The sequence below is a fragment of the Bradyrhizobium sp. ERR14 genome (genome assembly GCF_014198235.1).
Classification (GTDB): Bacteria; Pseudomonadota; Alphaproteobacteria; order Rhizobiales; family Xanthobacteraceae; genus Bradyrhizobium.
This window is the reverse complement of sequence record NZ_JACIHD010000013.1, coordinates 153,467-179,164: the sequence shown is the minus strand read 5'-3', so window position 1 is coordinate 179,164 and position 25,698 is coordinate 153,467. Positions and strand designations below refer to the sequence as shown.

Annotated in this window: 27 protein-coding genes, 1 tRNA gene and 1 pseudogene; 15 read left to right on the top strand and 14 right to left on the bottom strand. The window is 61.9% G+C overall.

The window, feature by feature from the left end:
- Positions 1-728, bottom strand: a 728-nt coding sequence (locus tag GGD62_RS28945) for an Hpt domain-containing protein (protein ID WP_183711549.1), incomplete at its 3' end; no start/stop codon positions are given.
- A 197-nt stretch (positions 729-925) separates the two neighbouring features.
- Entirely contained in the window at positions 926-1,579 is a 654-nt protein-coding gene (gene chpT, locus GGD62_RS28940) for a histidine phosphotransferase ChpT (RefSeq protein ID WP_026202749.1), read from the bottom strand.
- A gap of 229 nt (positions 1,580-1,808) precedes the next feature.
- Between chpT and GGD62_RS28935 the strand changes: the two genes are divergently transcribed.
- Entirely contained in the window at positions 1,809-2,591 is a 783-nt protein-coding gene (locus tag GGD62_RS28935) for a 3'(2'),5'-bisphosphate nucleotidase CysQ (RefSeq protein WP_183711573.1), read from the top strand.
- Between the two features lie 6 nt (positions 2,592-2,597).
- On the opposite strand, the gene GGD62_RS28930 is transcribed toward GGD62_RS28935, so the two are convergent.
- Positions 2,598-3,083, bottom strand: coding sequence for a YHS domain-containing (seleno)protein (locus tag GGD62_RS28930; protein ID WP_092260794.1), 486 nt, complete (start codon positions 3,081-3,083; stop codon positions 2,598-2,600).
- A gap of 139 nt (positions 3,084-3,222) precedes the next feature.
- Here GGD62_RS28930 and GGD62_RS28925 point away from each other — a divergent pair, with 139 nt between their 5' ends.
- From GGD62_RS28925 to GGD62_RS28915, 3 genes are all read left to right on the top strand, one after another.
- Positions 3,223-3,828 carry a DUF1134 domain-containing protein gene (locus tag GGD62_RS28925; RefSeq protein ID WP_018322430.1) on the top strand — a complete coding sequence of 202 codons (606 nt, stop codon included), beginning with the start codon at positions 3,223-3,225 and terminating at the stop codon, positions 3,826-3,828.
- Between the two features lie 121 nt (positions 3,829-3,949).
- Positions 3,950-5,248 (top strand): hypothetical protein, encoded by a 1,299-nt coding sequence (locus GGD62_RS28920; protein WP_018322431.1) that lies wholly within the window; start codon positions 3,950-3,952, stop codon positions 5,246-5,248.
- A 160-nt stretch (positions 5,249-5,408) separates the two neighbouring features.
- A tRNA-Val gene (locus tag GGD62_RS28915) sits at positions 5,409-5,483 on the top strand.
- Between the two features lie 427 nt (positions 5,484-5,910).
- Here GGD62_RS28915 and GGD62_RS28910 read toward each other — a convergent pair.
- Both GGD62_RS28910 and GGD62_RS28905 read right to left on the bottom strand, forming a co-directional pair.
- Positions 5,911-6,270 (bottom strand): hypothetical protein, encoded by a 360-nt coding sequence (locus GGD62_RS28910; RefSeq protein WP_183711547.1) that lies wholly within the window; start codon positions 6,268-6,270, stop codon positions 5,911-5,913.
- Between the two features lie 92 nt (positions 6,271-6,362).
- Positions 6,363-6,533 carry a hypothetical protein gene (locus GGD62_RS28905; RefSeq protein WP_183711545.1) on the bottom strand — a complete coding sequence of 57 codons (171 nt, stop codon included), beginning with the start codon at positions 6,531-6,533 and terminating at the stop codon, positions 6,363-6,365.
- Between GGD62_RS28905 and GGD62_RS28900 the strand changes: the two genes are divergently transcribed.
- The 5 genes from GGD62_RS28900 to GGD62_RS28880 all read left to right on the top strand — a co-directional run bounded on the left by GGD62_RS28900 (position 6,532) and on the right by GGD62_RS28880 (position 10,154).
- The gene (locus GGD62_RS28900) at positions 6,532-6,852 is read left to right on the top strand and encodes a hypothetical protein (RefSeq protein WP_183711543.1); all 321 of its coding nucleotides are present in this window, start codon (positions 6,532-6,534) and stop codon (positions 6,850-6,852) included. The two genes, GGD62_RS28905 and GGD62_RS28900, sit on opposite strands and share 2 nt — an antisense overlap.
- Before the next feature lie 45 nt (positions 6,853-6,897).
- Positions 6,898-8,061, top strand: a complete 1,164-nt coding sequence (locus GGD62_RS28895) for a hypothetical protein (RefSeq protein WP_183711541.1) — start codon at positions 6,898-6,900, stop codon at positions 8,059-8,061.
- Positions 8,062-8,152: 91 nt separating this feature from the next.
- Positions 8,153-8,770 carry a C39 family peptidase gene (locus tag GGD62_RS28890; RefSeq protein WP_183711539.1) on the top strand — a complete coding sequence of 206 codons (618 nt, stop codon included), beginning with the start codon at positions 8,153-8,155 and terminating at the stop codon, positions 8,768-8,770.
- Positions 8,757-9,422 (top strand): hypothetical protein, encoded by a 666-nt coding sequence (locus GGD62_RS28885; RefSeq protein WP_183711537.1) that lies wholly within the window; start codon positions 8,757-8,759, stop codon positions 9,420-9,422. Before GGD62_RS28890 ends, GGD62_RS28885 begins: the two co-directional genes overlap by 14 nt.
- A 486-nt stretch (positions 9,423-9,908) precedes the next feature.
- On the top strand, positions 9,909-10,154 hold the full coding sequence (locus GGD62_RS28880; protein WP_183711571.1) for a hypothetical protein: 246 nt from the start codon (positions 9,909-9,911) through the stop codon (positions 10,152-10,154).
- A 15-nt stretch (positions 10,155-10,169) separates the two neighbouring features.
- Here the strand turns inward: GGD62_RS28880 and GGD62_RS28875 are convergent, their stop codons facing one another.
- From GGD62_RS28875 to GGD62_RS28865, 3 genes are all read right to left on the bottom strand, one after another.
- The gene (locus GGD62_RS28875; protein WP_183711535.1) at positions 10,170-11,009 is read right to left on the bottom strand and encodes a universal stress protein; all 840 of its coding nucleotides are present in this window, start codon (positions 11,007-11,009) and stop codon (positions 10,170-10,172) included.
- A gap of 116 nt (positions 11,010-11,125) precedes the next feature.
- On the bottom strand, positions 11,126-11,515 hold the full coding sequence (locus GGD62_RS28870) for a response regulator (RefSeq protein ID WP_092260790.1): 390 nt from the start codon (positions 11,513-11,515) through the stop codon (positions 11,126-11,128).
- Complete coding sequence (locus GGD62_RS28865; protein ID WP_246800336.1) at positions 11,512-15,621, bottom strand: GAF domain-containing protein; 4,110 nt, start codon at positions 15,619-15,621, stop codon at positions 11,512-11,514. Before GGD62_RS28865 ends, GGD62_RS28870 begins: the two co-directional genes overlap by 4 nt.
- Before the next feature lie 358 nt (positions 15,622-15,979).
- Here GGD62_RS28865 and GGD62_RS28860 point away from each other — a divergent pair, with 358 nt between their 5' ends.
- Both GGD62_RS28860 and GGD62_RS28855 read left to right on the top strand, forming a co-directional pair.
- On the top strand, positions 15,980-16,285 hold the full coding sequence (locus tag GGD62_RS28860; protein ID WP_026201808.1) for a hypothetical protein: 306 nt from the start codon (positions 15,980-15,982) through the stop codon (positions 16,283-16,285).
- Between the two features lie 397 nt (positions 16,286-16,682).
- Positions 16,683-16,871, top strand: coding sequence for a hypothetical protein (locus tag GGD62_RS28855; protein WP_183711531.1), 189 nt, complete (start codon positions 16,683-16,685; stop codon positions 16,869-16,871).
- A gap of 933 nt (positions 16,872-17,804) precedes the next feature.
- On the opposite strand, the gene GGD62_RS28850 is transcribed toward GGD62_RS28855, so the two are convergent.
- From GGD62_RS28850 to GGD62_RS28840, 3 genes are all read right to left on the bottom strand, one after another.
- Positions 17,805-18,020: a hypothetical protein gene (locus tag GGD62_RS28850; RefSeq protein ID WP_183711529.1), complete on the bottom strand. Its 216-nt coding sequence runs from the start codon at positions 18,018-18,020 to the stop codon at positions 17,805-17,807.
- Positions 18,021-18,751: 731 nt separating this feature from the next.
- Positions 18,752-19,429, bottom strand: a complete 678-nt coding sequence (locus GGD62_RS28845; protein WP_183711569.1) for a hypothetical protein — start codon at positions 19,427-19,429, stop codon at positions 18,752-18,754.
- 218 nt (positions 19,430-19,647) lie between these two features.
- Positions 19,648-20,547, bottom strand: coding sequence for a LysR family transcriptional regulator (locus GGD62_RS28840; RefSeq protein WP_179734915.1), 900 nt, complete (start codon positions 20,545-20,547; stop codon positions 19,648-19,650).
- Positions 20,548-20,646: 99 nt separating this feature from the next.
- Here GGD62_RS28840 and GGD62_RS28835 point away from each other — a divergent pair, with 99 nt between their 5' ends.
- From GGD62_RS28835 to GGD62_RS28820, 4 genes and pseudogenes are all read left to right on the top strand, one after another.
- A complete protein-coding gene (locus tag GGD62_RS28835; protein ID WP_246800335.1) occupies positions 20,647-21,852 on the top strand; it encodes an arabinose transporter in 1,206 nt (401 codons plus the stop codon).
- Positions 21,849-22,632: pseudogene (locus tag GGD62_RS28830) on the top strand (carboxymuconolactone decarboxylase family protein). Before GGD62_RS28835 ends, GGD62_RS28830 begins: the two are co-directional and overlap by 4 nt.
- Before the next feature lie 130 nt (positions 22,633-22,762).
- Complete coding sequence (locus GGD62_RS28825) at positions 22,763-23,158, top strand: cupin domain-containing protein (RefSeq protein WP_198293688.1); 396 nt, start codon at positions 22,763-22,765, stop codon at positions 23,156-23,158.
- Positions 23,159-23,205: 47 nt separating this feature from the next.
- Positions 23,206-23,979: an SDR family NAD(P)-dependent oxidoreductase gene (locus tag GGD62_RS28820; RefSeq protein WP_183711526.1), complete on the top strand. Its 774-nt coding sequence runs from the start codon at positions 23,206-23,208 to the stop codon at positions 23,977-23,979.
- Between the two features lie 125 nt (positions 23,980-24,104).
- Here the strand turns inward: GGD62_RS28820 and greA are convergent, their stop codons facing one another.
- The 3 genes from greA to GGD62_RS28805 form a co-directional block, all read right to left on the bottom strand.
- Positions 24,105-24,587, bottom strand: a complete 483-nt coding sequence (greA, locus tag GGD62_RS28815) for a transcription elongation factor GreA (protein WP_183711525.1) — start codon at positions 24,585-24,587, stop codon at positions 24,105-24,107.
- Between the two features lie 60 nt (positions 24,588-24,647).
- Complete coding sequence (locus tag GGD62_RS28810; RefSeq protein WP_183711565.1) at positions 24,648-25,133, bottom strand: hypothetical protein; 486 nt, start codon at positions 25,131-25,133, stop codon at positions 24,648-24,650.
- 171 nt (positions 25,134-25,304) lie between these two features.
- Positions 25,305-25,640 carry a hypothetical protein gene (locus GGD62_RS28805; RefSeq protein WP_183711524.1) on the bottom strand — a complete coding sequence of 112 codons (336 nt, stop codon included), beginning with the start codon at positions 25,638-25,640 and terminating at the stop codon, positions 25,305-25,307.
- Positions 25,641-25,698: the final 58 nt, after the last annotated feature.

Genomic DNA, 25,698 nt, shown 5'->3' with positions numbered 1-25,698 from the left:
TCGCCTTCGGATGCGCCCTCGTCGGCCATCGACTTCTTCGGCGCGGCCTTCTCCTTGGCGGGCTTTGCTTCCTTGGCGGCGGGCGCGGGCGCTTCAGCGGCCGGCGCGGGCTCGGCCTTGGCTTCAGCCTTGGCAACGGGCGCGGGCGCCGGCGCTTCGATCGCGGTCTCGCGGAAGGCGCGCTCGAGCTCGTCGAGCGAGACTTCGCCCGGACGCAGCGGGCGCTCCAGGGTCTGCTCGATCAGCGACCCCGTGGTCATGTTTGCCGGCGCAGCAGCGGCAACCGGTGCTTCCGGCGCCAGCGGCGGGGCCTCAGTGACGGGAGCAGCGGTACCTGCCGCCATTGCCGCCATGCCCTGCTCGACCATCGCTTCCAGCTTGTCGATGAGATCGCGGTCGGTCCCCTCCGGCTCGGCTTCGGTGGCTTCCAGGCCGGCCAAAATTTCCTTGATGCGGTCGATCGAGGACAGGATCACCGTCACCGCCTGCCCCGTCACCGGCATGCCGTCACGGAATTTGCCCATCAACGTCTCGCCGGCATGCGCCAGCGCTTCCAGCCGCGGCAATCCGAGGAAGCCGCAGGTGCCCTTGATGGTGTGGACCAGGCGGAAGATGTTATCCAGGATCTTGGCGTTGTTCGGCTCCTGCTCGAACTTCACCAACTGGTTGTCGACGGTGTCCAGGCTCTCGCTGGTCTCCGTCAAAAACTCCCGCAACAGATCATCCATGAAAACAGGCCTTCATACAGGGCGGGCACGCACGAATTGTGATGCGCCTATTCGGAATGGGGCCAGCTTCACCGCAAAGCGTTTAATATTGGTTGAGTATGTGCAAAAGAACGGAACCAACAAAGAGATAAGGCGCTCCGGACAAGCCGAAGCGCCTCGTAAAGATTTGATTAAGATGCCGAGCGCGCTGCGCGCGTTTACGAAGCGGTAATGATGATGGCTTCGCCTTCCGGCTTGAGCGTCACGGTGAGACCGCAGGCCTGCGCCAGCAGCCGCGTATAGTAAGGCTGGATCGCATGCGCATCCGCAGCAGGGCCGCGCTCGCCGCTCAGCAGCTCGGAGATGTTCTGCGGCAGACGCGCATTATGTCCGGTCGCGGTGATGCGAAAGCTCATCGTCTCGCCCTCGCCGATCGGGTCGATCGTCAGCATGCCGCCGCGCGGGATCGTGTGCTGGGACACGACCAGCATGTTGAGCAGCAGCTTGACGCGATTCTTCGGCAGCAGGAGCCGCGGCAGATTCCAGGTGATCGAGCACTTGCCATCCTCGATGTGGCCGCGCGCCATGGTCTGGGCATCGCCGAGATCGATCTGCGCGCCGGAGGAGCCGGCGGCGCCGAAGGCGAGACGGCAGAACTGGAGCCGGGCGGAGGCGGTCTTGGCGCTCTTGCGAATCAGGTCGAGCGCGAATTCGCGATCTTCCGGCTTGGGATCGTCGTCGAGCACTTCGAGCCCGTTGACGATGGCGCCGACGGGGCTGATGAGATCGTGGCAGACCCGCGAGCACAATAGTGCTGCGAGTTCGAGCATATCGGGAGCAGTAGCGGTCGCGGGCGACGAGGCGTCAGACATATAAAGGGGTCCTGGAGGGTTCCTGAAATGCACGGCGCTGGACGCCGCGAATCACGCATGCTTGACGGATGCTGCGGGTTCTAACATTCGCCAGCCCGTGGCAGCTAGCTTGCGATAGGTTCGAAGCGGCCATAAAGGGCGGCGGGCGAATCAACTGAGGGGGACGAGACTTGCTGACGAATGAGGCACACAGGTGAGGATCATCGACGCCGAGGCCGCATCCCGGTTGATGGAGCCGCTCACCGCGCTGGTGGTGAAGGCGGGCGAGGCGATCCTCAGCGTCAACCGCGCGGCGATGCGGATCGACGGCAAGCAGGACGGCTCGCCGGTCACCGAGGCGGACCTTGCCGCCGACCATATCATCGCGGACGGCCTGGCCCAGCTTGCGGGCGACGTTCCGACCTTGTCGGAAGAGCGGACCGAGCTCGCCTCGCCCTCGTTTGATGGCAGCTTCTTCCTGATCGACCCGCTCGACGGCACCAAGGAGTTCGTCGCCGGTCGCGACGAGTTCACCGTCAACCTCGCTTTGGTGACATCAGGCGTGCCGCTGCTGGGCATCGTCAGCGCGCCCGCGCTCGGCCTGCTCTGGCGCGGCATCGTCGGCCGCGGCGCCGAGCGCGTGAGCTTTGACGGCGCTACCATCGGTGCGGCCGAGCCGATCCACACCCGCAAGCTGCCGGCGCAAGGCGAGCCCTGGATCGCGGCGGTGAGCCGCTCGCACGGCGATCCCAGGAGCGAAGCGTTCATCGATAACAGGCCCAACGCCGTCAGGCGGATGGTCGGCTCGGCGGTGAAATTCGGCCGGATCGCGGAAGGCAGCGCCGACATCTACCCCCGCTTCGGGCCCACTTGTGAATGGGACGTCGGGGCCGGCTCTGCGGTCGTGACCGCGGCCGGCGGCAAGGTGACCGACGGCAAGGGCGGCGAGCTCCGCTTCGGCGAACGGCACGCCAGCGGCTTCATCATCCCGGAGTTCATCGCCTGGGGCGACCCGCAGGCGGCCAGACTCTGAAGGCTGCTACTGACCGAGCCTGTCCTGAAGGGCGGGCCAGCGTTTGCCGACCTCATAGAGGAACCGCTCGGGATTGGCGGCGAAGGCGTCGCGATTGGCCTCCCGGCTGAACAGATAGAGCCGCTGCGCCACGATCGCGAAGAAGCGGGGATTGCCGGCGACGGTGACCCCGCGGGCGATATCGGCGGGGTCGTAGCCGCCGAATTGCGGCCCATAGATTTCGGGATAGGCCAGGAAGGAAGCGCGGTTGCCCTCGTTGCGGAAGCGCCAGACCGCACCCCAGAGGTTCGCCTCGAACTCCGCCGTGCCCCGCAAGGCCCGGCCATCGACGAAATAGGCGACGGGGTCGAACCCTTCGATGGCGACGCCGGTGAAGCGGTTGACGACGACCCGCTCGGTGGTGGCGGCCCCGGCCGGCGTGACCGGGCCGGTGACCCATAGGCCCGACAGCAGGCAGACGAGGAGGCCGATCAAGGCAATTCCGGGGCGCAAAGGGCTATCTTCCTGCCGTTGTGCCGTCATAGTTGCTGCGGATAACATCCGAGTCGAGGGGACATCCGGCGCAACCTAGAGCCTCGCCTGTTGGCGTCAGGTTAAGGAAGCGACCGGTTTCGGTACCAGGGGTTCTTTTATGACTTTCGCATCACGCCTTGCTGCGCTCGCGCTTGCCGCGATGGTCGGCTGGATCGTGCCGGCCTCCGCCCAGCAGGCGCCGCCGCCCAATCTGCCGCCGCCGCAGCGGACCCCGACGCCCAGCACCTACGGGCCGGACGAGCTCGTCGGCGCCGGGCACCGTTTCTTCGGCAACGTCTCGCGCGGGCTCGCCTCGATCATCGAGAAGGCGATCAGCCAATGGGGCCTGCCCAACGGCTATATCCTGGGTGAGGAAGGTTCCGGCGCGTTCGTCGCCGGCCTGCGCTACGGCGAAGGCACGCTCTACACCAAGAACGCCGGCGACTTGCGCGTCTACTGGCAGGGCCCCTCGCTCGGCTTCGACTGGGGCGGCGACGGCGCGCGCACCATGACGCTGGTCTATAACCTGCCCGCCACCAACGCGATCTACCAGCGCTTCGCCGGCCTCGACGGCTCGGCCTACATCATCGGCGGCTTCGGCATGACGGCGCTCACCGCCAACAACATCGTGCTGGTGCCGATCCGGTCCGGGCTCGGCCTCAGGCTAGGCGCCAATATCGGCTATCTCAAATACACGCCGCGTGCGACCTGGAACCCATTCTAGGGTTTTCCTCTCCCATCGGGCTTACGGATCAAGGTTAACGACAGGCCGGGGCTGGCTTTTTGCCGGGCCGCCATGGCATGGTCGTTGGTGAATTTTTCCTTAAGCTTGGGAGTTCTGCCCCATGGTCGAACCGATCATGTACCTGGCGATCGGTTTCCTGCTTTCGATGCTGTGCGGGCTCGCGATCGTGCCGCTCGTGCATAACCGCGCCGTGCGCCTAACCACGCGCCGGTTGGAGGCCGCAACGCCGCTGTCGATGGCCGAGATCCAGGCCGACAAGGACCAGCTCCGCGCCGAATTCGCCATGTCGGCGCGGCGGCTCGAGATGAGCGTCGACCAGCTCAAGAACAAGACCACGAGCCAGCTCGCCGAGCTCGGCAAGAAGAGCGACGCCATCAACCGCATGAAGATCGAGCTCGGCGAGAAGAACGCCACGATCTTCGCGCTGGAGGCGCGCGAGAAGGCGGTGAAGGAGCAGCTCCGCGCCACCGAAGAGGAATTCAACGCCAAGACCGAAGCCCTGCGCGCCGCCGAGAATGCCCTGACCGACAAGCAGAACGAGCTCGCCAAGATCAACTCCGAACTGTCCGACCGCTCGATGATGGCGGAGAGCCGCCAGGTCGAGCTGGTCGCGGTGCGCGCCCAGATCGAGGAATTGAAGAACCGCGTCGGCGATGCCGAGAAGGAATTTGCCGCCACCCAAGCGCGCCTCGCGCAGGAGCGGACCGAATCCGAGACCGCCTCGCGCGAGCTCGGCGATGCCCGCGGCCGGGTCGAGAATCTGAGCCAGCGGGTCACCGAGCTCGATCGCCAGCTGATCGGACAGGTGAAGGAGGCCGAGATGCTGTCGGGCCGCGTCGCCGACCTCGAGGGACGGCTCGCGACGCAAGGCAAGCTGCTCGCCGAGCGCGACTATGAGAACAACCAGCTCCGCCAGGCCCATGAGGGCGATGAGCGCACCATCAAGGAGCTGCGCGTCCAGATCGCGGCCTTGAGCGGCGGCAAATCCTCGGCCGCCATGGAAGCGCTGCGCGCGGAAAAGACCGCGCTCGAGGAGCAGCTGCGCACCGCCCGCGACGAGCGCGCCAAACTCCAGCGCGACATCAACGCGATCCAGCAGCAGGCGGAAAGCTCCTGGGCGACCGAGCGCATGGAGAATGCGCTGCTCCGCGAGCGCATCAACGACATCGCCGCCGAGGTGGCGAAACTCGCGATGCAGCTCGAAGGCCCGAACTCGCCGATCGAGGCGCTGCTGGCGGCCGAGGCCGGCCAGCCGCCGAAGCCGGCGCCACGCCCGGCCAACGACGCCGCGACCAACGGCGCGGCCGCAGGCAGCCTGCCCGAAGGCGGCGGAACGTTGGCCGAGCGGATCCGGGCGCTGCAGGCCCACGCCTCCCGCGCCCGCCAGCAGGGCGCGTAAGCGGCCCGAAATCCGCCCTCCCTTGCGAATTTGCGCGACCGGCCAAGGTTTTCCGCCCCCGCGGCGCCTGGAAACTTGACACCTTAAGCCCGCACTTCTAAATCGCGGGCTCCGATGCGCCGGCCGGCCGAACAGGTCCGGCCGTCTGCATGATGGTCCCGGGCGCATAGCTCAGCGGGAGAGCGTTCCCTTCACACGGGAGAGGTCCAAGGTTCGATCCCTTGTGCGCCCACCATTAAGACCTCTGTTATTCCACCTATTTTGTATTTCGTCCGCGAGCCTATTCGGCAGTTGCAGGCACGGAAGAGTAGAACTCAGCGGCAACAAGCGGGCAATGACCGGGGATTCTGTTCACCCCGCGTTCTGGACCTAGAGCAGCTTGGCTCCCGCCTCTTCATCCCACTCCAGTTCGCATAGCACCTCGGTATGGACCGACGTCTCCGCGGTAAAGCAGTTGGCATTCTGGGTCATAAGTCTCCGAGCCGCCTCCTCTGCTTTCGCTTTGGAATCGCAGCGCTCACTGAGGCTTGCGATCACTTCTCCAGTTCGTTGAACCGCATCCCATCGTAGTATCTCCACAAAGCGCATTACCAGACACCCCGACCTGTGCGTCGGCGAATCTGGATCTCGTGATAGCGATCAGCCGCCGCGGCAATCCCGAGTCACAGCGGCCCACCCGCTTCGATCTTGGCGTTCTCGCGCACCTCAAACGCGGCGCCCTTCAGAGCAGGCTCGCTTAGCCATTGAAGCTTGTTGGCGATGCTAATCAAGCTCGTCCTGATCTCTCGGATCCTCTCCTTGGCCTCGTATGTCACTTTAGGAGGCGTAGGAGCTGCCGCTTGCGCTCGAACTACCCGGGGTTTGCTCGCCTGCTTGCGCCGCCAAATATCATCGGGGATGGCGTCGAGATCCTCCTTGGAGAGCGTCCAGCGGTTCTCACGCTCGCACTTCTCGCGATTTAGTTTAGGAGCGAGATCAACGATCGTCGTCTGCGGCTGCTTGAGGGCCTTATCGAGCGCCATTCCGGTCTCAAACGCGGCAAATCCGGATGCCACAAGGTCTTTATGTACCTGTCCGTTCTCGTCGAACGTCAGACAGCTTCCTTGAGCCCTCTCTATCCGAACTGGCTTCCGTCGTTTTCGAGGATGACGTCCGCGACCCTCTGTCTCGCGCCGGCATACTGCGGCATTGCGTCCTGGCCGCGGATCAGCCCCATCATGACGCGCTGCGAGATCGCTAGAAGCCCGTCCTGGGCGAACAGATAAAAGCGAATTGACAAACCCATGCGTGTCACCGTTTCACGGAAGGCCGATGCTCTCGTGACATCGCTCTACCAATCAAGAGCTATTGCGTTGGATATTTCCGAACGTTCTAGCCGCGCCCTACTGGGCGTGAAATCGGAGCGCTTCAAAGCAAGCGTCTTTGACCGGGTGTTTAACCCGCTGCGCTCCCGTCTCGTGGATTGCGCCAGCGACATTGACCGACGGAAAAGACTATTCCCACACGATTTTTTACTTGACCAGCACAAGCTGCTTAGACACGCTAGGGATGTATGGGGGGACAAGCTCGCTTACGTGGGTGAGCTCGACAAATTTCGTCAGTAAGACTTTTTTAGTTTGCGAAGTCATTTAAGTTGGGCGGGGACAACGATGCGCGCGGTGAATTGGGCCCTCTGTATTTTGACGGCGGGGCTTGGAGGTTGTTCATTTTATCCCATACCCGACGACGTCGGCTATTCAAAGACTGAGGACATCGTCCGCTATGCTCGTTGCGAGATGAGGTCCGCAGTCATCAACTACATGCTTGCCAAAGAACTCATCGATCTTCCAGCTACTCCCGAACGGATTGCAACACAGATTGCCGCAGCGAGCGGAGAGTCGAAGAAACTCCTAACAAGCTTGAGCCCAAAGCAGAAGGTGTTGCTCCGAAAGATAGCAAAAGTCGCGGTGGTTTACGCGTTCGACTTCGATATCAGGGAGCGTAACATCTCCGGCGCCAGTGCAGCATTTAATCTTCCCTGGATGACGTCAAATGTGCTGGACGCCGGGGCTTCCGCATCGCTCGATCTGACGCGCCAAGGTCACCGTGTATTCACCTCGGAGGACACTTGGGACGAACTGCTCACCAATCGCGAGCGGTGTCTCGGGGTTTTTGAACAGCCAGAAAATCCAGCAAACTTCATCTATCCGTTAACAGGGGCGATCGGAGTGGGACGCGTTGTCGAGACTTTCATCGATATCGAACAGCAAGGGGGTGCTAAGGACAGCTTTGTCGACACACTGACCTTTACGACAGAGGCCGGTGGAGGCGCTGGCGCCGCGGTAAGACTGGAGCCCGTGCCTAATCAGTTCCGGCCTGTGGCGGCGACTGCCGGCATCGGCGCGTCGCGACTGGACATTCACAAACTGACGCTTAGTCTCGTGTTTCCCCGTTTGGATCCGCCGTCAGAGGGGGGAATCAAAAATGTTGTGCGTTTTGACGGAGACCTAAACGCGCCATTCTTGCGGCCTGCGCCTTGGCGAGCGCGCTACAACCTTTGCGTCCAGGATGCCCGCACAAGAGAGAACACATTTAAGCAGCTGCGTCTCACTGATCCCGTTGTCTATTGCATCACTTACGCTGACGAATTTGCACCCCAATATGGCCGCCAGCCACAGCGCACAATTGCGGTAACCTTGACGCAAGGCGCCAACTTGGCACCTGGGCCTGGCGGAGTAGAACAAGGGAAGCGCAGGAAGACGGACGATGAACGCGAGCCGCGAGAGCGGATACAATCGCGCCCTAACCGCCCTGCCGGCCTTCTACCTTTCTGAAGTTAAGACAGAGCAGCAGCTCAAACCGTAAGCCCAACCCGAATTGTTTATTCTAGGAATTTTGATCGAGCGACATTCGAGGAGAGTGAAGATGCTAGTCCGCGCATTGTTGATCGTTGGATTGGCTGCAGCGGCTTCGAGCGGGGCGTTTGCCCAAGCGGCACCCGCAGCGGTGCCGTCTTGCGATCCGCCTGGCACGATGGAACTTCAGGTCACCTTACGCCCACAAAAGACGGGTATGTGGTGCTGGGCGGCAAGCGGTCAGATGGTCATGGAGTATCTAGGAAAGTCGGTCGAGCAATGCATTCAGGCGAACCATCGTCTGCACCGCAGCGACTGCTGCAATTCCCCGACACCCGACGAATGTGTTTCAGGCGGTTGGCCGGAGTTCGAGAGATACGGATTTCAATTCAAGCGTACAAACGGCACTCCGTTGACTTGGAATCAGCTGCGCAGTCAGCTTGCCGCCAAGAAGGCAGGCGAGCCTTGCAGCTTCACGCCTTTCGCCTTCAGTTGGCGCTGGATCGGGAATGGTGGCCATATGATGGTCGCAACGGGCTACACCACGACGCCCGATGGAAAGAACTACGTCCATGTCAACGATCCATGGGAACCGAATATCGGAGCGACTCGGACAATCCTCTACGAGGTCTACGATCAGCTTCCAGGTGATCACACCCATTGGGACGACTTCTATGACATTCGCTAACACGGTAGCTCTGTCGAGCATCCTCGTCCTTGCCGCGGCGCCAGCCATATCACAGGACGCCAAACTGCAAACTGCAGCACCTGCCGCGGCCACTTCCGCTGCGGCCCAATCCCTCGACACTTTCCGCTCGATCTCGAACGCTCCGACGCAGTTCAAGACACTTGGTCTTGACGCTCCCGGTGACGCCTCCCACGCTTCGATCGGAGACCCAGTTGCCGACTACATGATCGGGCTTGATCCTCTACGGGAGTGGGACGGCGGCGATCCCATGAAGCTGCTGCGTCCGACGGGCCAGTTTGTTTATTCGATCACCGTCGATGGAAAGACCAAATCCTCCGTCACTATCGCAGAGGTAAAAGGGGAATGGGTCGCTGCAGCGTTCGGAACGCCAAACGAGGCACGTGCCCGCAGCGATATAAAAGCGAACTCGACCGCGCAAGCACCTGGCGGCACCAAGGATTTTGCGCAGGTACGCGTGCCCGCTTTGCGCACAACGTTTGTGGCCCTCCAAGCAAATGACGGCCTCGTCCTGACGTCCTTGACGTCACGTCCTGAATTTGGCCTTGAGCCTGGAAAGTGGGAGTCCGCATCAACGGTACTGAGGCGCTTGCAGCCATTTGCGAGACGAATTGATCCGAACCTGCCAAACTGATCATTTCTCGCGTTTTTGCGGCCCGCTCGCCGCAAGTCGTGGAGCCGCACGGCGGCCTATTCGGTTGAGGGGTAGAAGAAATTGGCGTTCTAATATGGTGGTGACGGAGGTACAGGATCACGCGATAGCCGCGCGAATGGCGCTCATCGTCGGTTCAGACCGGTTCGATCACCTTTTTGAGCGGTCCGGTTCGACGGAGTGGACGGTGATATCCTTTATGTCTACGCCCGGGACGAGAACGCAGCGGCGCAGATCGAGGGCGAGTTCGCGCTGCAGATTCAATCATAGCTTCCAAAGATACTCGAGCGTCAGATCAATGTAGTGCTCGTGCTGCCGCAGCACTCCTGAAATCTGACCTGTAGCTGTCGACAGGCTTTCCCGGAACAGGTGGACAAGATCGACCTGCACATTTGCGAATCCCTGCCCTGTGTTAACCGCTCGGAACGAGCAGAAGGGCGGAAGGATTCGTCCCGGCAGGAACACTCGATGCTGATGACGAAGGAAAGACCGCGGGCGATACGCGCGTTGCGTGGATGGGCACTGAGCGTGCTGCAGGAGGCCGACGCCATCCGCGAGTGCGAGGCGCACGGATGGGCGCAAGACCGTGCCGACCCGCATGCGCGCGAGCGCGCCTTCCAGATCGCCCGCCAGTATCCTCCGGTCGGAGTGGCGCCTTTACCGAACCCTGGTTTGGCTCGTCAGGCAAGACAGGAGCAGGACGGCATGATCTGAAGAGAGGCGCGCGTTCTAATGAGCCATCAGGACAGGCAGCTGCGCATGCTCCATGATATAGCTGGTCGCCCCGCCGAATATCATTTGCCGCAAGCGGGTGCGTGTGAAGGCTCCCTTGATCAAGAGGTCGCAGCCTTCAGCTCTGCAGGCATCGAGCACTGCCTGTCCGGTATCACGATTCTCCAGTTCAACCGTTCTCGCCTGCGCTGCAATGTCATTGTACCGCAGTTGCTGGAGGATCTGATCGGCAGACGGTCCTGGTACCGCTTGGCCGCCAACGACGGTTAGGACTGATACCCTTTCGGCCAGACGAAGCAACGGCATGGCAAATGCGTTGGCCCGAGCTTGCTCGGTACTCCCGTTCCAGTGGATCATGATGTTTGTTGCGACGCTTCTCGGTGCATTCGATGGCACAAGTAGAACGGGCCTGCCGCTCTCGAACAGCGCGGACTCAATCGCGCGGCGGTGAGGGCCCGCAGCATCAATGTCAGACCGTGCCATCACGATCAGATCGAAGGCGCGCCCGTAACTTCCGACAAAGTCTTCGCCCTCAGGCGCGCTCTCCAGCCAGCCGAAGCACGGTCGACCCGATCCGGCAGGGGATCGAGGAACATCGTGCTTCAGCATGAATGCTTCGAAAAAGTCGCGCATGTCGTTCAATTCGGCTTCGCTCTTCACTTCATACGTATCTAACAGAATGCCGGTGGCCAATTCCGCGGCTAGATATTGCGGGATGCCGAACCGGAGCGGAAAGCCTTCGATATAGGCGCCGGTACGTTGCGCAAGGCGTACGGCGACATCGAGCGTGGATGTCATCATCGGAATATTCTGAAGCGGGACCAAGAGCGTCTTCATTTTCGACCTCCGGTGTTTGCAGTGAGCAGTGACGCAGGATGCCTAGTTTCGCTTGAATTGATGCCTACGATAATTTCACTTCGCGTCGTTCCGGTTGTCATCAACAATGCTTGCGGTCATGCGACCTGCTCAAGCCTCGCATCGATCTCCTGGCGAAGCGCCGCGAAGTCGATTGGCTTGGTCAACAGGTCGGCTGCGCCGTTCGCCAGCGCCTTGCGCCTGGTCTCGGCGTCACCATAGGCCGTGATCATGATGACCGGTACATCGGGGCGGGCCGAGCGCACGATAGGCAGCAGCTCCAGCCCGCTCATTCCGGGCATGTTGATGTCGGACAGGATCAGAATCAGGGTTGCATCCTCTGTCTCGGCCGCGCGCTGCAACGCCAGCGGTGCCGACGGTACAAATTCCATGCGAAAACGACCGCAGCGCAGATCGCGCCGAAACTGCTGGCGGAACAGCACCTCTACATCGGGCTCGTCGTCAACCACCATTATGAAGACGCTCAACTTCTGCCTCCGGTCTGCAATGGCGCCGCCAGCCTACGCGGCAGCCTGATGATGAACTCCGTATAATCGCCGGGCTCGGTATCGACCTCGATGCTGCCGCCGTGCTGTTTCACGATGATGTCGTGGCAGATTGAAAGGCCAAGGCCAGTTCCTTCGCCTGCGGGCTTGGTCGTGAAGAATGGGTTGAATATCTTCTCTCTCACGTCGGCCGGGATGCCGGCGCCATTGTCGCGAATCCGGATCTCGACGGCGCCGCCGAGGTTTGTGGTCGTCGCGCGCAGCCTTGGCTCGAAGCCGTCGCCGGCGGCGTCCTTTTGTTTGCTCGCCGCGTAGAAGCCGTTTGAAACGAGATTGAGGAACACCCGCGTGATTTCCTGCGGATACAGATCGAGCGCGCCCGCAGACGGATCGAGGTCCCTTTCAAGCGTGATATTGAAGCCTGCTTTCTCGGCGCGCGCTCCGTGATAAGCAAGGTTGAGGCTTTCCTCGAGGATGGCGTTGATATCGGCCGCGCGGCGTTCGCCAGACCCTTCGCGAGAGTGCAGAAGCATATTCTTGACAATGGAATCGGCGCGCGTTCCGTGCTGCACGATCTTTTCCAGGTTGCCTTGCAGCATGTGTATCAGCGCGTCGATGTCCAGCCTTGCTGCCTCGCCGAGCCCGGCCGAGCGCAGCGCGTCGCCGAGTTCGTCGATGAGTTCGGAGGAAAGCGCAGCGAAATTGTTGACGAAATTGAGCGGGTTCTTGATCTCATGCGCAATGCCGGCGGTGAGTTGCCCGAGCGAGGCAAGCTTCTCGGTCTGGATCAACCGATCCTGCGCATTTCGCAATTCCTCGAGCGATTGCGACAGTTCCATAGTGCGCTCGCGCAGCTCGTTCAGCAGGCGTGCATTCTCGATCGCGATCACGCCCTGGTGCGCGAAATTGGACACGAGCTCGATCTGCTTGTCTGTGAAGGGTTTCACTTCCTGGCGAAAGATCGTGATGGTCCCGATCAGCTCATCTTCCCTGAGCATCGGCACGATGACGAGCGTCCTTGCGCCGGCAAGGTCGGCAAGCGCGCGAACGTTCGGGTTGCCTTCGACATAGGGCGACTGAGTCCTGATATCGTCGATATGAACCGTCTGATGGGTTTTCTCGACGGTGCCGAGCCCGCTCGCCGGATGTGGGCGGATGCTCTGGTACAGCCGGGTATCAACATAAGCCTGTGGCGCGTTATGCAATGCGACCGTGCGAAAGCCGCCGTCCTCATAGAGATTCATGGTGCCGAAGCCGGCGCCGCAAATTCGCGTCGCGTTCTCCAGCATTTTGTCGAACACCGGAGTCAATGCGCCCGATGAAGCGCTTATGATCTCCAGCACCTCCGACGTTGCCGTCTGCCGCTCTAACGATTCGTTCAACTGCTCGAACAGACGCACGTTGCCGATGGCGATGACAGCTTGATCAGCAAAAGTCTGAAGCAGGGTGATCTGCTTGTCGTCGAATGGGCGTACCTCCATGCGACGCAGTACGATCGCCCCCATGCTCTCGCCTTCGCGCAAGAGCGGCACACTCAAAACAGTCCGAACGTTGGAGCGAACCGCATATTCGCGTCCTATCGGGTATTCCTCTCCATCGGGCCCAAGCAAGTCGCGTACTTGAACGGTGCGACGATCGATAATCGCCCGGCCGGTGGGCGACTTGACACTGATCGCCCGCCGGCTCCACACCACGGGAACTTGTCCATGGTGCGCCTGGATGACGATGTCGTCGCCGTCCCTCAGAACCACCAGTGCATCATATGCCTCGCAAAGCCCGCATGCGCTTTCCACGATCGCCTTGAGCACCGGACCGACCTCGGTCGGCGAGGAAGCGATAACCCGCAAGATATTGGCGCTGCCGGTCTGGTACGTCAGTGCCTCGGACAGGTCTCGCGTTCTGGTCTGCAATTGTTCGAACAGCCGTACATTCTCGATGGCGATCACGGCCTGGTCGGCAAAGGTCTGCACGATCTCAATCTGTCGCGAGGTAAACGGGCCCGGCTCCGGTCGCGCCAGACTGAGCACCCCGATCGCGGCGCCCTCGCGTACCAGAGGTATGTTGAGGGTCGCGCGATAGCCGCCGATTCTCGCGAGGTCATGCCGCGAGAAGTCGGGGTCTTTCATGAGATCGGCGACATGGTCGACCCGGCCAGTGAGCGCAGCCCGGCCGCTCGGCGTGTCGCGGCTCGGCGCAAGCGGTTGGCTCTTGCGTAGCGCGACCCATTCCGGTGGGTTGTTATGGGCGGCCTCCAGGTGCAGCAGACCATCGCGAATGAGATAGATCGCCGCTCTGGGGTCGCCGCAGAGCCGTGCGGCCGAACTGACAAGCGTTTCGAGAACATTGGGCAAGTCGAACGCCGAACGGCTGATTACCTTGAGTACGTCGGCCGTTGCGGTCTGCTGGCGCAGCGACTCGCTGAGATCCTCACTGCGTTGGCGCAACTCCTTGAGCAACCGCGCATTCTCGATGGCGATCACGGCCTGGTCGGCGAAGGTGGCGACCAGCTCGATCTGTTTTTCCGTGAAGGGCTGCACGCGCTTGCGAGCGATCACGAGCGCGCCGATCGGCTCATTTTCGCGCATGAGGGGAACACCGAGCGCCGTGCGCTGACCAGCCATGGTCGTCGACTCGCGCAGCCTGTATTCGGGGTCGGCAGCGACATCGAGGATCTGCACCGGGCGGCGCTCGAGTACGGCCCGGCCTGTAACCGTGCTCCGGCCGGGCGTAATCGGGTGACCCTGCAGGAACGCGATGTATTCCTCCGAAAACCCCACCGCTGCTCCGGCCTGGTATTCATCGCCCTCGCGACGCATGATGAACGCCATCTCCGCTTCGCACAGCCGTGCCGCCGAATCGACCAGCGTGTTGAGCACGGTCTGCAGATCGAAGGTCGAGCGGCTGATCACCTTCAGCACGTCGGAAGTCGCGGTCTGCTGCTGGAGCGATTCGGCGAGATCGCGGGTCTTCGCTTGGACCTCATCGAACAGCCGGACATTCTCAATCGCGATCACGGCCTGATCGGCGAAAGTGGAGACCAGGTCGATCTGCTTGTCCGTGAACGAGTTCACGGCCTTGCGACCCAGGAACAGCACGCCGATCGTTTCTCCGGATCGAAGCAAAGGTACGCCCAGGAGGGTCCGGTAACCGCCGGCCCTCTGCTGCTCGGGATAAGCGTATTCGGGATCGGCCACGACATCCTGGATCTGGACAGCCTTGCCGGACAGCAGGACGCGCCCAACGACGCTGCCGCGTCCAGCATTGAGTCGAATGCCCGCCGAGACTTCGGCCCACTCGGGCGAGAAATTGTACCGAGTTGCATGATAGTAGCCGTCGGCGTCCTGCCGGACGATTGCCGCCATGTCGGCACCACTCAGCCACGCCGCCGATTCCGTGAGCGTGTCGAGGACGGTTTGCAAATCAAACGCGGAGCGGCTGATGACCTTCAACACATCGGCGGTCGCCGTCTGCTGCTGCAGCGATTCCCGCAAGTCGTCAGTGCGCGCCTGCACCTCATCGAACAGCCGCGCATTCTCGATGGCGATAACGGCCTGATCGGCGAAAGTCTGCAGAAGTTGCACATGATGTGGAGCGAAGTTACCGGGCTCGACCCGCGTTACGCTGATCATGCCGATCACCACGCCTCCGGTCGCGAGCGGAACGAACAACATGCTGCGAAAGCCGCGGGCGCGCGCGATGAATTTGATGTCGTTTGTCAGCGCTTCGGTATCGGGGGTCGGCACCACCTTACCGGCCCGCGTCCTTTCAAAACTCTCGAAATCGGCAATCGGCCGCGGAAACATCTGCTGCAAAGCATGATCGGCGGCAGAATTGGTCGGCGTGAAGGCCGCCAAATGGGCAGTGCCGTCGATGAAGCGGAATACGGTCGTCGAAAAGCCGCCGAGCAGGGCATTGGCGCGCCTCGCGATCGCATCGAATACCGGCCTTACCTCCGATGGCGAACTGGCAATGATTTTGAGGATGTCCGCGGTGGCGGTCTCGCGATCTTGTGCGGCGCGCAATTCGGCCAGGAGCCGCGCGTTCTCGTGCTGCAATTCCGCCACAACGCCCTGAGGAAGCGCGGCCATGATGAAAATCCAGGTCGCCAGCCGGTTCGCGGCCGACGTCAAAATCCAATCAAGAAAGCGTCGGAATTATTCCACCATCAGGTGCCTCCGACCAGACGTATCGTTAGTTGATTTTCAATCGACCACGCGTCAATTCGCCTCCTCGATCTACCGAAGCAGCGAGCTCCACAAGTCGCGCTGCTTTGGGTCCACATGGTGGCAGATCGCCGGATCCAGGTGCGGCTATTGCGGCGGCTGATTTCGGACCGCTTCTAATCTCCCAATGCGAGATACGGGTTGATTTAATTTTGCGCTAGCTTTTTCCGCACCAATGCTTCAGACTTGCCTTTATTATGGATTTAATTTTAAGGGCGTTCCGATGGGAAAACCTGCCGTTTCCCGCGATGCTTTCCGTGGGCTGTTTGCTTTATATGCTGCGAGGGCGCATCACGACCGTAAGACCGAGGGCGAACATTGTCTCTTGAAGCTGTTCGGATCTGCGGAAGATTTACCCGATGCTTTACTGCTGCAGTGTTCGGACAGAGCTGAGCTGCTCCGCTCCGAAACTGTTGGTCGCTTGGTGAGCCCGCGCGTCCGTCAAATCACGAACGGCAACGCTCAATATGACCATGCCAGCGACTTTCTGCACTCGCTACTGAGAGACCTTGAGCAAAAAGTGCACTAATCGATACTCGCTGCGCTATCGTCGCTGATCCAGGAGCAATTGAATCTGGTGATGCGAGCCGACTCATGCTGGGCGAAGCGGAGCGATCAATCAGCTGCACCAGATACCCGGAGCATGGCAGGGACGCCTACGGGCCAACGCGACGAGCCAAATGTTATGTCCGTTTACGATCCACTACGGGAAGAGCTACAGCGCACAGGAGCGCAAACGATTCGGCTCACGTTCTCGGAAATTGAAGCAATTCTCGGCAGACCGTTGCCGCCGTCAGCGTACAAGTTCAATGCCTGGTGGGGAAACAGTTTGCGCAAAGCTGGGCACACGCAATCTATGGCTTGGCTCCATGCCGGCTTTGCGGCCAGGGTTTCATTAAGACAGCGAGCCGTGGAGTTCATCGATCTTGAAGAACTTCATCGCGCTGGGCTGTGCGCTGCCCGTACCGACAAGGTCCATCAGAGATCATCGCCAGAAGCGCACGTCAGGAGCGCATCGCGTCAATCGCGTGGGCTATCAGGACCGCAACGCTGACGCCGATAAGAATAACGAGGACCCAGTTCAAAAACACGTTCGCCTCCACCTTTGGAATTGAACGCGAGCAACTGTGCACAGTCAAAAACAACCGGCCAAAATCATTAATTTCGGCTTGGGTTGAGGATTCAATGTAACTGTTGCGTCCGTTGTCGGCCCTATCGATGGAATGCCATGAATAGAAGAACCCCGACAACGCACGCCGCGAGCGAGAGCAAGTAAATACCCACGGCAAATCCCGACTCATCTCGAACTGGAGATTTAAATGGGAACTCGCATTATGCGTCGGTCAAGCCCAAAGCTTACTGGAAACGGTTGATATGACCTTTAAGCTTCCTGCTGCGGCAATCATGGCACGGCAGCCGAAAGTCTCTGCCGCGACACTCCAGCTTTAAATGACTGAATTAAAAGCACTTTGCCACGGAAATCAGGTTTGATTTAATTCCGCTCTCACGCGACTGCAACGGGCGCATTCAAAGCAAGAAGCGCGCGATTTGCGTTGCTCGCACACGCCTTGCCGACGCCTTTTTCCACATTTATGACAAGCGACCTCGGTTTGGGGCCGAGGTCGCCAACCTTGGGGAAGGTTTGCTCCCGACGGGGGCTTTTGATTTGGGGACTTGCCGGGAGCTTGGATTCGACTCGGAATTGGGAAAGTCGTTCCGCTTACCGAGCAAATAAAAGCGGCCTCAGCGAACGGGTGCCGGGGCCGCTGCATTCCCGACCATTCATTCAGCTCACCTGTCCTATCGGGGCTCGTCCCAATAGTCATCGGACTTGTAAGCGCTATCGGTCCACAGCAGCCCTGGCCGCGCGCGTTCTTGGAGCAGTCTGGGCGGCTGAGGCCGGCTGGGCTCTGCTTCTGCTTAGAGAGCCCATGGGCCAGAGCAAAGGAAATCCACACTTCACGGTCGCGTGCACGAAACCATTTTGGCGGCCAAACGAAGCGGCGCTGAAACATCGCCGTCCGATGCTGAGATGGAGTGAGGGAGGATTAAATGCGCAGCCTAATTTTCGGGGTAGTGCTCGTAGCGCTAGCAACGATCGGATCTTCATCTTTTGTTTCGGCCGCTCTTTCGGCAACGCGGGATGCGAAGTCCGCAACGATCTCAACGCGGTTCGCGCCAGCACCAAATGCTGCCTGCACTTTCGCCCCCAGGCCGCGGGCGGGTTTGAGCGTGCGTTCTTGAGCGGCTGTTTTCCAAACCATGGAACGGCACTCCGCTGGTCGATCAGAACCTGATTCAATCTCAACGGCTTGAGCGAATAACAATTGCAACCAAGGATATTGCGCATTGTGCGTAGCTTGGGGATACCTGCTACTAGGTCAACGCATCTGCATTTTCCGAATCGACGTTCCATGGTCGCTGGCTCATGCGTCGTATTCGGGGGTGTAGGTGTGAGCCAGTTTCTATCAATGCTGCTTCTAACAACAGCCGTGGTTCTAACCGTCTGCTTCGGGGTGGCGGCCTGGCGCCTCTCTGACGAAAACGACACCGACATCACTGGCCAGATCGCACGCCAGTCGTATGGATGGAAAGCGGCACCGGCCAGATAACCCTTTCACTTGCCTCCTGCGCGCTCTCTGGCCTGAAATGCCGGTTCCGCTTCCCTGGCACGGTCCTTGCCAATCCCGGCCTATCTTTACCGGTCCTGGCAGGGAGCCGTTTCGCGATGAAACAGAAATCTCGAACCCCAAAGCCGCAAAGGCCTACTCTGGCACACATAGCTTCCGATTTGGTGAGATTGCTTAAGGCAATACAGGATCTCGAGGGCCTCAGAGAGAAAGTCCGGCTAGCAGAAGCCGCTCGCGTATTGCACTAAGCTTGGCGGGTAAAGGCGCATTATTAGCGTGTGGCTAGATCAGCGCCGTCGCCCTGAAGCCTGTCGATCGCAGGCGATCACGACGCCCGCCGGCGGAGGTGTAAGACGGAGCAAGCTTCAGGCGACCCGCTCCGGCCGCCAGGCCGCGTAGAGACCAACAAGCGTCCCCATGGCGGCCAGCGCTGCCGCCAGCAGCACCTGCAATTCCCCATCATCGGTGGGGCCTACCGACGACACCAGTCTGGTCACGATCACGAACAGAATGCCCACGGCGGCGGCTGCACCCACACAGAGATAGGCGAGCTCCCGCGTCAGGCTGCGGCCGAGAAGTCCGAGCGCCGTGAAATACATCGCGCAGGCGTTGGGATGAACGAACAAGGCGATGCGGGCGTAAGCGCCATAGGCGTCGAACAGGGACTCACATCGGCGCAGGGCCGCCTTCGAGGCCACCCGCTGCAGGAACGGCCTGAAGAACCGAGCCTGTCCGTAACTCAAGACGGCGCCCAGGATGATGGCGAGCCACGCCACGACAAAGACGGAAGCATCCGCCGACTTCGGATTGAGCGCCACGGACATCAGGATGAGGGCGGTTCCGGGAAAATAGCCGAAATACGGGAAGACCGCTTCCAGCAGCACGCAGACGAACATGAAGACCAGAAACCATGACGACCCTGTCGCGCCATGGACGATGGCGTTCAGATCGAAAAGGTTCGTCCTGTACAGGACGAGGTACATGCACATGGCCAGTACAGCCAGCGCGTAGAACGGCAACGCTCCCGACAGAAACCGTCTCATCCAACCATCGGGCTTTGTTTCGCGGACACGGCGGAGACCATCGATATCAGGACAAGGCAACGGAAACGCATGGCTCATGCTTTAGGCGAATGGGATTGCTCCCGCAATCCTCGCCTCACCCTGCACACCCCATGCAATCGATCAAATCTCCATGTTCTGCGCGCCTGAAGTGCCGGACGCGGGTCATTCCGTTCGACTCGCCGATTCGACTTGCCGTTCTACTTGCCGCGGTATCGCAGCGCCTCTACCAGCAGCGAGAAGGCCGGCGAAGGCTGGCGCCGGCTGGCATAGTAGAGATGGTATCCCGAGAACGGCGGACACCAATCCGAGAGCACGCGGACAAGACGTCCCTCTGACAAATACGGCTGCACATGTCCCTCGGTGAGGTAGGCAAGGCCGAGGCCCTTCAACGCTCCGTTCAAGAGAAGCCCCGCGCTGTTGAACACGAGCTGGCCCTCCACCCGCACATTGAGCTCCCGCCCGTTCTTCTCGAATTCCCAGGCATAGAGGCTACCGCCATGCGTGGGCAGGCGCAGATTGAGGCAATTATGCTGGGTCAGATCCTGCGGCGTCTTCGGGCGCTTGCGGCCAGCAAAGTAGGACGGAGAGCCGACGACGGCCATCCGGAGATCGGGGCTGACGCGCACGGCGATCATGTCCTTGGCGACAAGCTCGCCGGGACGGATGCCCGCATCGACCTGCTGCGCGACGATGTTGGTGAGCCCGTAGTCGATGATGATCTCGACATGGATGTCGGGGTATTTCGGCAGGAGCTTTCCCAGCGCCGGCAGCAGGATTTCGCTGGCGGCATATTCCGTCGCGGTCAGCCGCACGGTTCCGGCAGGCTTTTCGCGAAACTCGCCGAGCGCAGCGAGATCGTTGTCCATCTCGGTGAACTTGGGGCCGATGCTCTGGAACAGCCGCTCGCCGGCCTGGGTCGGAGTGACGCTCCGCGTCGTTCGATTGAGCAGCCTGACACCCAGCCGCTCCTCCAGATTCCGGATGATCTGGCTCAGCGCGGACTGAGTCATGCCAAGCTTCGCCGCCGCGCGCGTGAAGTTGCGCTCCCGCGCCACGGCCAGGAAGGCAAGAAGGTCGCTCGCGTCGTCCCGATGCATTGATTAGCGGCCCTAATAACTTCATTCGAAATCTATCACCTAATCAAGGCACGGCGAAGGTCCTAGGTTCGGAGCAGCCACCAGGAGCCCTGAATCAGCATGCCCATGACAGCCATGCAGCCCGTCGCCTCGTTTCGCGTCACGGCGAATTTGCTGCCGATCATGGCGGTCGTCTTTGCAGCCTTCCTCGTCATCGGCATGGCGATGCCCGTGCTTCCGCTTCATGTGCACGACGGATTGGGGTTCGGCACGTTCGTGGTCGGCCTGGTCGCCGGCAGCCAGTTCGCGGCATCCCTGGTCTCGCGGCCATGGGCCGGTCACGTCTCGGACAGGAGCGGGGCGAAGCGCGGTGTCATCGCCGGCCTCATCGCGGCCGCGGCGTCCGGGCTGTTCTACCTGCTCTCGCTCGGCTTCACCGAGGCTCCACTGGCCTCGGTGACCATTCTGCTGCTGGGCCGCGGCCTGCTCGGCGCCGCCGAGAGCTTCATCATCACGGCCGCGGTCAGTTGGGGGCTGGTCCTCGTCGAGAGCGGCAACACCGGCAAGGTCATCGCCTGGGTCGGTTCGGCGATGTTCGCCGCCTTCGCTATCGGCGCCCCCGCAGGCTCAGCGCTTTACGCCGCCTACGGCTTTGCCGCGATCGCGCTCGCGGCGACGGCAGCGCCGCTGCTGGCTCTGCTGTTCGTGGTGCAGCTTCCCGCGGTGGCGCCGGTGCAGCAAGTCCGCCTGTCGTTCGCCAAAGTGCTCGGCGCGGTATGGGTGCCGGGCCTCGGATCGGCCCTCGGCAGCGTCGGCTTCGGCGCGGTGACGACGTTCGTCGCCTTGCTGTTTGCCAGCCGCGGATGGGCCAATGGATGGCTTGCTTACACGGCCTATGCCCTCGCCTTCATCCTGGCGCGCGTCTTGTTCAGTCATCTGGCCGATGCGATCGGCGGCGCCAGGGTTGCGCTTCTCTGTGCCCTGGTCGAAGCCGCCGGGCAGGCCCTGATCTGGCTTGCGGCACGACCCGAGATGGCGCTGGCCGGTGCCGCGCTCACCGGATTCGGCTTTTCGCTGATCTATCCCGGCTTCGGCGTCGAGGCCGTGCGCCGCGTCCCCGTGCAGAACCGCGGCCTGGCCATGGGCGCCTACACCGCCTTTCTCGACTTGGCCCAGGGGATCGCGAGCCCGACGCTTGGATTGATCGCCACCGGAGCAAGGCTGAACGTTTTGTTTTTCGCCAGCGCCGTCACCGTGCTCTGCGCCGCGCTGGTCGCCTGGTGGCTGCTGGCGCACCCGTTCACCGTCGAAGGACATCCGCAATGAGAACGCTCGCAACCACCTTGTTGTCATTCTGGCTCATCGCCGGCGGCCCGGTCGCCGCGGACACGGCAGCCGTCAAAGGAGCAAATCCCATGTCGACATCGGCAGACATCCGCGCGGTTGCGCCGGCGCTCGAAGCCTACGAGCAAAAGTTCGTCATCGGCGATCTCTGGAAGCGTCCCGGTCTCGCCGCGAGACCGCAGCATCGTCACGGTCGCGGCGCTGATCGCGCGCAACCAGACCGTGGAGCTGCCCGACTATTTCGCACGCGCGCTCGACAACGGGGTGAAGCCGGCGGAGATATCGGAGATCATCACGCACCTCGCCTTCTACACCGGCTGGGCGAACGCGGTGGATGCGATCCCGGCGGCGCGCGACGTCTTCAAGAGCCGCAACATCGGGGCTGATCAGCTCCCGCCGGCCTCTGGGCCGCAACTGCCGCTCGACGAAGCCGCGGAGAAGCAGCGGGCGACCCGCGTCGGCGAGCAGTTCGGGCAGATCACGCCAAGCCTCGTCCAGTACACGACCGACGTGCTGTTTCGCGATCTCTGGCTGAGGCCGGCGCTGGCGCCACGCGACCGCAGCCTGGTCACCGTGAGCGCTCTCATCGCGACCGGTCAGGTCGCGCAGATCACCTATCATTTGAACCGCGCGATGGACAACGGGTTGACGCGGGAGGAAGCCGGCGAGGTGCTCGGCCATCTCGCCTTCTATGCCGGCTGGCCCAACGCATTCTCCGCGGCGCCGGTGATCAAGGACGTCGTCGAAAAGCGGCCGCGCTGAGCGGAGACGTGCCGTGATCAGGCGCAGGGACGTGCTCATTGGCGGCAGCACCGCCGTTATCATCGGAATTCGCCGCGCGCAGGCGCGCGCGTCGGACGCACAGGAGACGCACATGACCATGGACTTGGACATCGACATCAAGCGAAACGGATCGCGCCCGTCCCAGAAGGGTCCGCAGGACTGGTTCACCGGCACGGTACGCATCGACCCGCTGTTCCAGGCCCCTGATCCGGCTCGGGTGGGCGCGGGCCAGGTCACGTTCGAGCCGGGTGCCCGCACCGCCTGGCATACGCATCCGCTCGGACAGACGCTCATCGTCACCGCAGGACTGGGTTGGGTTCAGCGCGAAGGCGGAACCATCGAGGAGATCCGGCCGGGCGACGTCGTGTGGTTTCCGCCGGGACTGAAGCATTGGCATGGCGCCTCGCCGACGACGGCGATGACCCATATTGCCATCCAGGAATCCTCCGGCGGCAAGAACGTCGACTGGATGGAGAAAGTGAGCGACGAACAATATCGGAAGTGATGGCGGGCGCTGTAGAGTGCGTTCTGAAACATCCGGAGAAGCAGCGCATGGCGATCATCTTCATCACCGGCAGCACGGACGGCCTCGGCCGGGCAGCGGCGCAATCGCTCGTCGATCAAGGTCACCGCGTGGTGCTGCACGCGCGGTCGGCGGATCGCGCCGCCGATATCGGCGCGTTCGCGTCGCGTTGCGCCGGGATCGTGGTCGGCGATCTCCGCAGTGCCGCAGATGCAAGAAGCATCGCAGATCAGGTCAACGCAATCGGGCGCATGGATGCGATCATCCACAACGCCGGCGTCTACACACGGCCTAGCCGTGGCGCGACGCCGGAAGGCCATGCCGAAACCCTGGCGATCAACACGCTTGCGCCGTACATGCTGACGGCCCTGATCGAGCGGCCCGACCGATTGGTGTATCTCAGCAGCGGATTGCACCGCGGTGGAGAGGGCTCGCTCGACGACCTCGATTGGACACAGCGGGCCTGGGATTCGGCCAAGGCCTATGCCGAGAGCAAGCTGCACGTTGTCGCGCTGGCGTTCGGTCTGGCACGACGCTGGCCCAAGGTCCTGAGCAACGCCGTCGATCCCGGATGGGTACGCACCAAGATGGGTGGCTCGGGCGCCCCGGTCGATCTCCACACCGGACAACAGACCCAAGCCTGGCTCGCGGTGAGCGAGGAGCCCGCCGCTCTGGCCAGCGGGCGCTACTGGCATCATCTCCGGCGGGAGGAGCCGGCCGGTGAGGCGACCGATCCGGATTTTCAGGACGCACTCATCGAAAGATTGGGCAGGCTGACCGGAGTTCCGCTTCCGCAGGCCTAAAGCGCGATGCGATTTGGATGAATCATCATCGCGCTTTGGGTTGTTGTTTGCGCATGATCCTTCCGGAAAACCGCTTCGCACTTTTCCGGATCAGGCTCTAGGCAGACCAATACGGGCTCCGCCCCCTACCCGATCGACAGGATCTCGATCTCCTGCGCGCCCGTCCCTACGACGTCACCCACCGCCTTCCCCATCAGCGACCGCGCGACCGGCGCGACGAACGAGATCGTCCCCGCCTTAGGGTCGGCTTCGTCCTCGCCGACGATGCGGTAGGTTTGCACGCGGCCGTCGCTGCGGCTGAAGGTCACGGTGCTGCCGAAGGCGACTGTTTCGGTCGAGGTCGGATCGGGAACGAGCTGCGCCGTGCGCAGCCGTTCGGTGAGATAGCGGGCGTCGCGCAACGGCACCGCCGACTGCCGGCGCTTTTCGTTGACGTCCTCGATGGCCTGCGCGGCTTCATAGGCCTCGCGGGCTTGCTGAAGCTGCGTCTGCAACGCCTGCAGCCCTGCTTCCGTCACGAGGTTGGGATGCGGCGAGATCGGGCGATCCGGCAACAGCATCTCGGACGCGGTTTCGGCGCTTTCTTCCTTGGTAAAGGCGACGCTCAATTCAAAGATCCTGTCGAACTGTCCGGGGTGGCGGCGCCGCGCGCCGCCGATTGCCCTGGACTATATCTCAAGTTCGACAAAACGACGGAGCTTGAAGACGAGGTCCGGCATGGCCTGGCGGAACCGCGTCGCGTTCTGGAAATTGGTCGAGAACGGCGCGAAGGTGATCATGGCGTTCCAGTGCCTGTAACCGTAGACCGTGACCGAGGCGCCGGTCGCCGGGAAATTCTCCAGCTTGCGGAGCTCGCCAAGCACGAGATCGGCGATCGCTTCTGCCGGCAACAACTGCTTGCCATCCCGGGTCGTGACGATTTTCGCAGTCGGCTCGACCGGTTCCACGGCGGCCGGCGCAGCGTTGGCCGCATCCTCCTGCCCGGTCGACGTCGCCTCAGGGACGGGCGCCGCGACGGCGTCCGCTCCGTTCGACGGCACTGTCGGCGGACCCTCGGTGAGCGGCGGCGGTGCAACACTGTCTGCGCGCTTGTTGCCTCCAAGGATGCTGCTGATCATGGCCACAAGGCCAGCATCCTTCACGTCGTCACTCATCACTCCCCCCGGGATTCGGCCTACTCTAGCACTGCGCTCGCAGATCGCCATCGGGGATTGACCGGAAGCCGCCCGGCAGAGGCGGTTGGTCGCAGGCCGTTCGTCGAAGCGCCGGTTCTTCGAAAGCACCGGCGGCGCGAAGCTGAGCATCCCGCGCCGCCATGCGATCCGTCACTGCTTAGCGAACGGAATATATTGCTGGTACTGCTTGGGCACCGAACTGCGATAGCGCGCAGGCACGGTGCCGGTGTCGACGGAGTGATCGATTTCCTGCTGCCGCGTCATCTTCTTCTTCGCCGGCTTCTTCGACACACTCTTCTTGGAGTCGGTCGGCTGGCTGGAAGTGTCGGTGGTCGCGGCCGGCGCCGCCGTCGTTGCCGGCGCAGCGGTTGTCGCCGCAGGCGCAGCTGTTCCGCCGGCGGCCGGCGCGCTTTGGGCCAGGGCATGCGGCGTTTGCGTCATGAGCGCCAGTGCTGCCACCGCAGCCAGCAAATATGATTTCTGCATGAGAACCTCCAAATGCCTTGATCCGAACGAGGCAAGCCTAGTCCCACCGGATCGAGGC

What these genes read in the sequence shown, in the direction of transcription:
- chpT (WP_026202749.1), bottom strand. Translation starts at nt 1,579, where the DNA reads ATGTCTGACGCCTCGTCGCCCGCGACCGCTACTGCTCCCGATATGCTC.
- GGD62_RS28935 (WP_183711573.1), top strand. Translation starts at nt 1,809, where the DNA reads ATGGAGCCGCTCACCGCGCTGGTGGTGAAGGCGGGCGAGGCGATCCTC.
- GGD62_RS28925 (WP_018322430.1), top strand. Translation starts at nt 3,223, where the DNA reads ATGACTTTCGCATCACGCCTTGCTGCGCTCGCGCTTGCCGCGATGGTC.
- GGD62_RS28920 (WP_018322431.1), top strand. Translation starts at nt 3,950, where the DNA reads ATGGTCGAACCGATCATGTACCTGGCGATCGGTTTCCTGCTTTCGATG.
- GGD62_RS28910 (WP_183711547.1), bottom strand. Translation starts at nt 6,270, where the DNA reads ATGGCGCTCGATAAGGCCCTCAAGCAGCCGCAGACGACGATCGTTGAT.
- GGD62_RS28900 (WP_183711543.1), top strand. Translation starts at nt 6,532, where the DNA reads ATGCGTGTCACCGTTTCACGGAAGGCCGATGCTCTCGTGACATCGCTC.
- GGD62_RS28905 (WP_183711545.1), bottom strand. Translation starts at nt 6,533, where the DNA reads ATGGGTTTGTCAATTCGCTTTTATCTGTTCGCCCAGGACGGGCTTCTA.
- GGD62_RS28895 (WP_183711541.1), top strand. Translation starts at nt 6,898, where the DNA reads ATGCGCGCGGTGAATTGGGCCCTCTGTATTTTGACGGCGGGGCTTGGA.
- GGD62_RS28890 (WP_183711539.1), top strand. Translation starts at nt 8,153, where the DNA reads ATGCTAGTCCGCGCATTGTTGATCGTTGGATTGGCTGCAGCGGCTTCG.
- GGD62_RS28885 (WP_183711537.1), top strand. Translation starts at nt 8,757, where the DNA reads ATGACATTCGCTAACACGGTAGCTCTGTCGAGCATCCTCGTCCTTGCC.
- GGD62_RS28880 (WP_183711571.1), top strand. Translation starts at nt 9,909, where the DNA reads ATGCTGATGACGAAGGAAAGACCGCGGGCGATACGCGCGTTGCGTGGA.
- GGD62_RS28875 (WP_183711535.1), bottom strand. Translation starts at nt 11,009, where the DNA reads ATGAAGACGCTCTTGGTCCCGCTTCAGAATATTCCGATGATGACATCC.
- GGD62_RS28865 (WP_246800336.1), bottom strand. Translation starts at nt 15,621, where the DNA reads ATGGCCGCGCTTCCTCAGGGCGTTGTGGCGGAATTGCAGCACGAGAAC.
- GGD62_RS28860 (WP_026201808.1), top strand. Translation starts at nt 15,980, where the DNA reads ATGGGAAAACCTGCCGTTTCCCGCGATGCTTTCCGTGGGCTGTTTGCT.
- GGD62_RS28850 (WP_183711529.1), bottom strand. Translation starts at nt 18,020, where the DNA reads ATGGTTTGGAAAACAGCCGCTCAAGAACGCACGCTCAAACCCGCCCGC.
- GGD62_RS28845 (WP_183711569.1), bottom strand. Translation starts at nt 19,429, where the DNA reads ATGAGACGGTTTCTGTCGGGAGCGTTGCCGTTCTACGCGCTGGCTGTA.
- GGD62_RS28840 (WP_179734915.1), bottom strand. Translation starts at nt 20,547, where the DNA reads ATGCATCGGGACGACGCGAGCGACCTTCTTGCCTTCCTGGCCGTGGCG.
- GGD62_RS28835 (WP_246800335.1), top strand. Translation starts at nt 20,647, where the DNA reads ATGCCCATGACAGCCATGCAGCCCGTCGCCTCGTTTCGCGTCACGGCG.
- GGD62_RS28820 (WP_183711526.1), top strand. Translation starts at nt 23,206, where the DNA reads ATGGCGATCATCTTCATCACCGGCAGCACGGACGGCCTCGGCCGGGCA.
- GGD62_RS28810 (WP_183711565.1), bottom strand. Translation starts at nt 25,133, where the DNA reads ATGAGTGACGACGTGAAGGATGCTGGCCTTGTGGCCATGATCAGCAGC.
- GGD62_RS28805 (WP_183711524.1), bottom strand. Translation starts at nt 25,640, where the DNA reads ATGCAGAAATCATATTTGCTGGCTGCGGTGGCAGCACTGGCGCTCATG.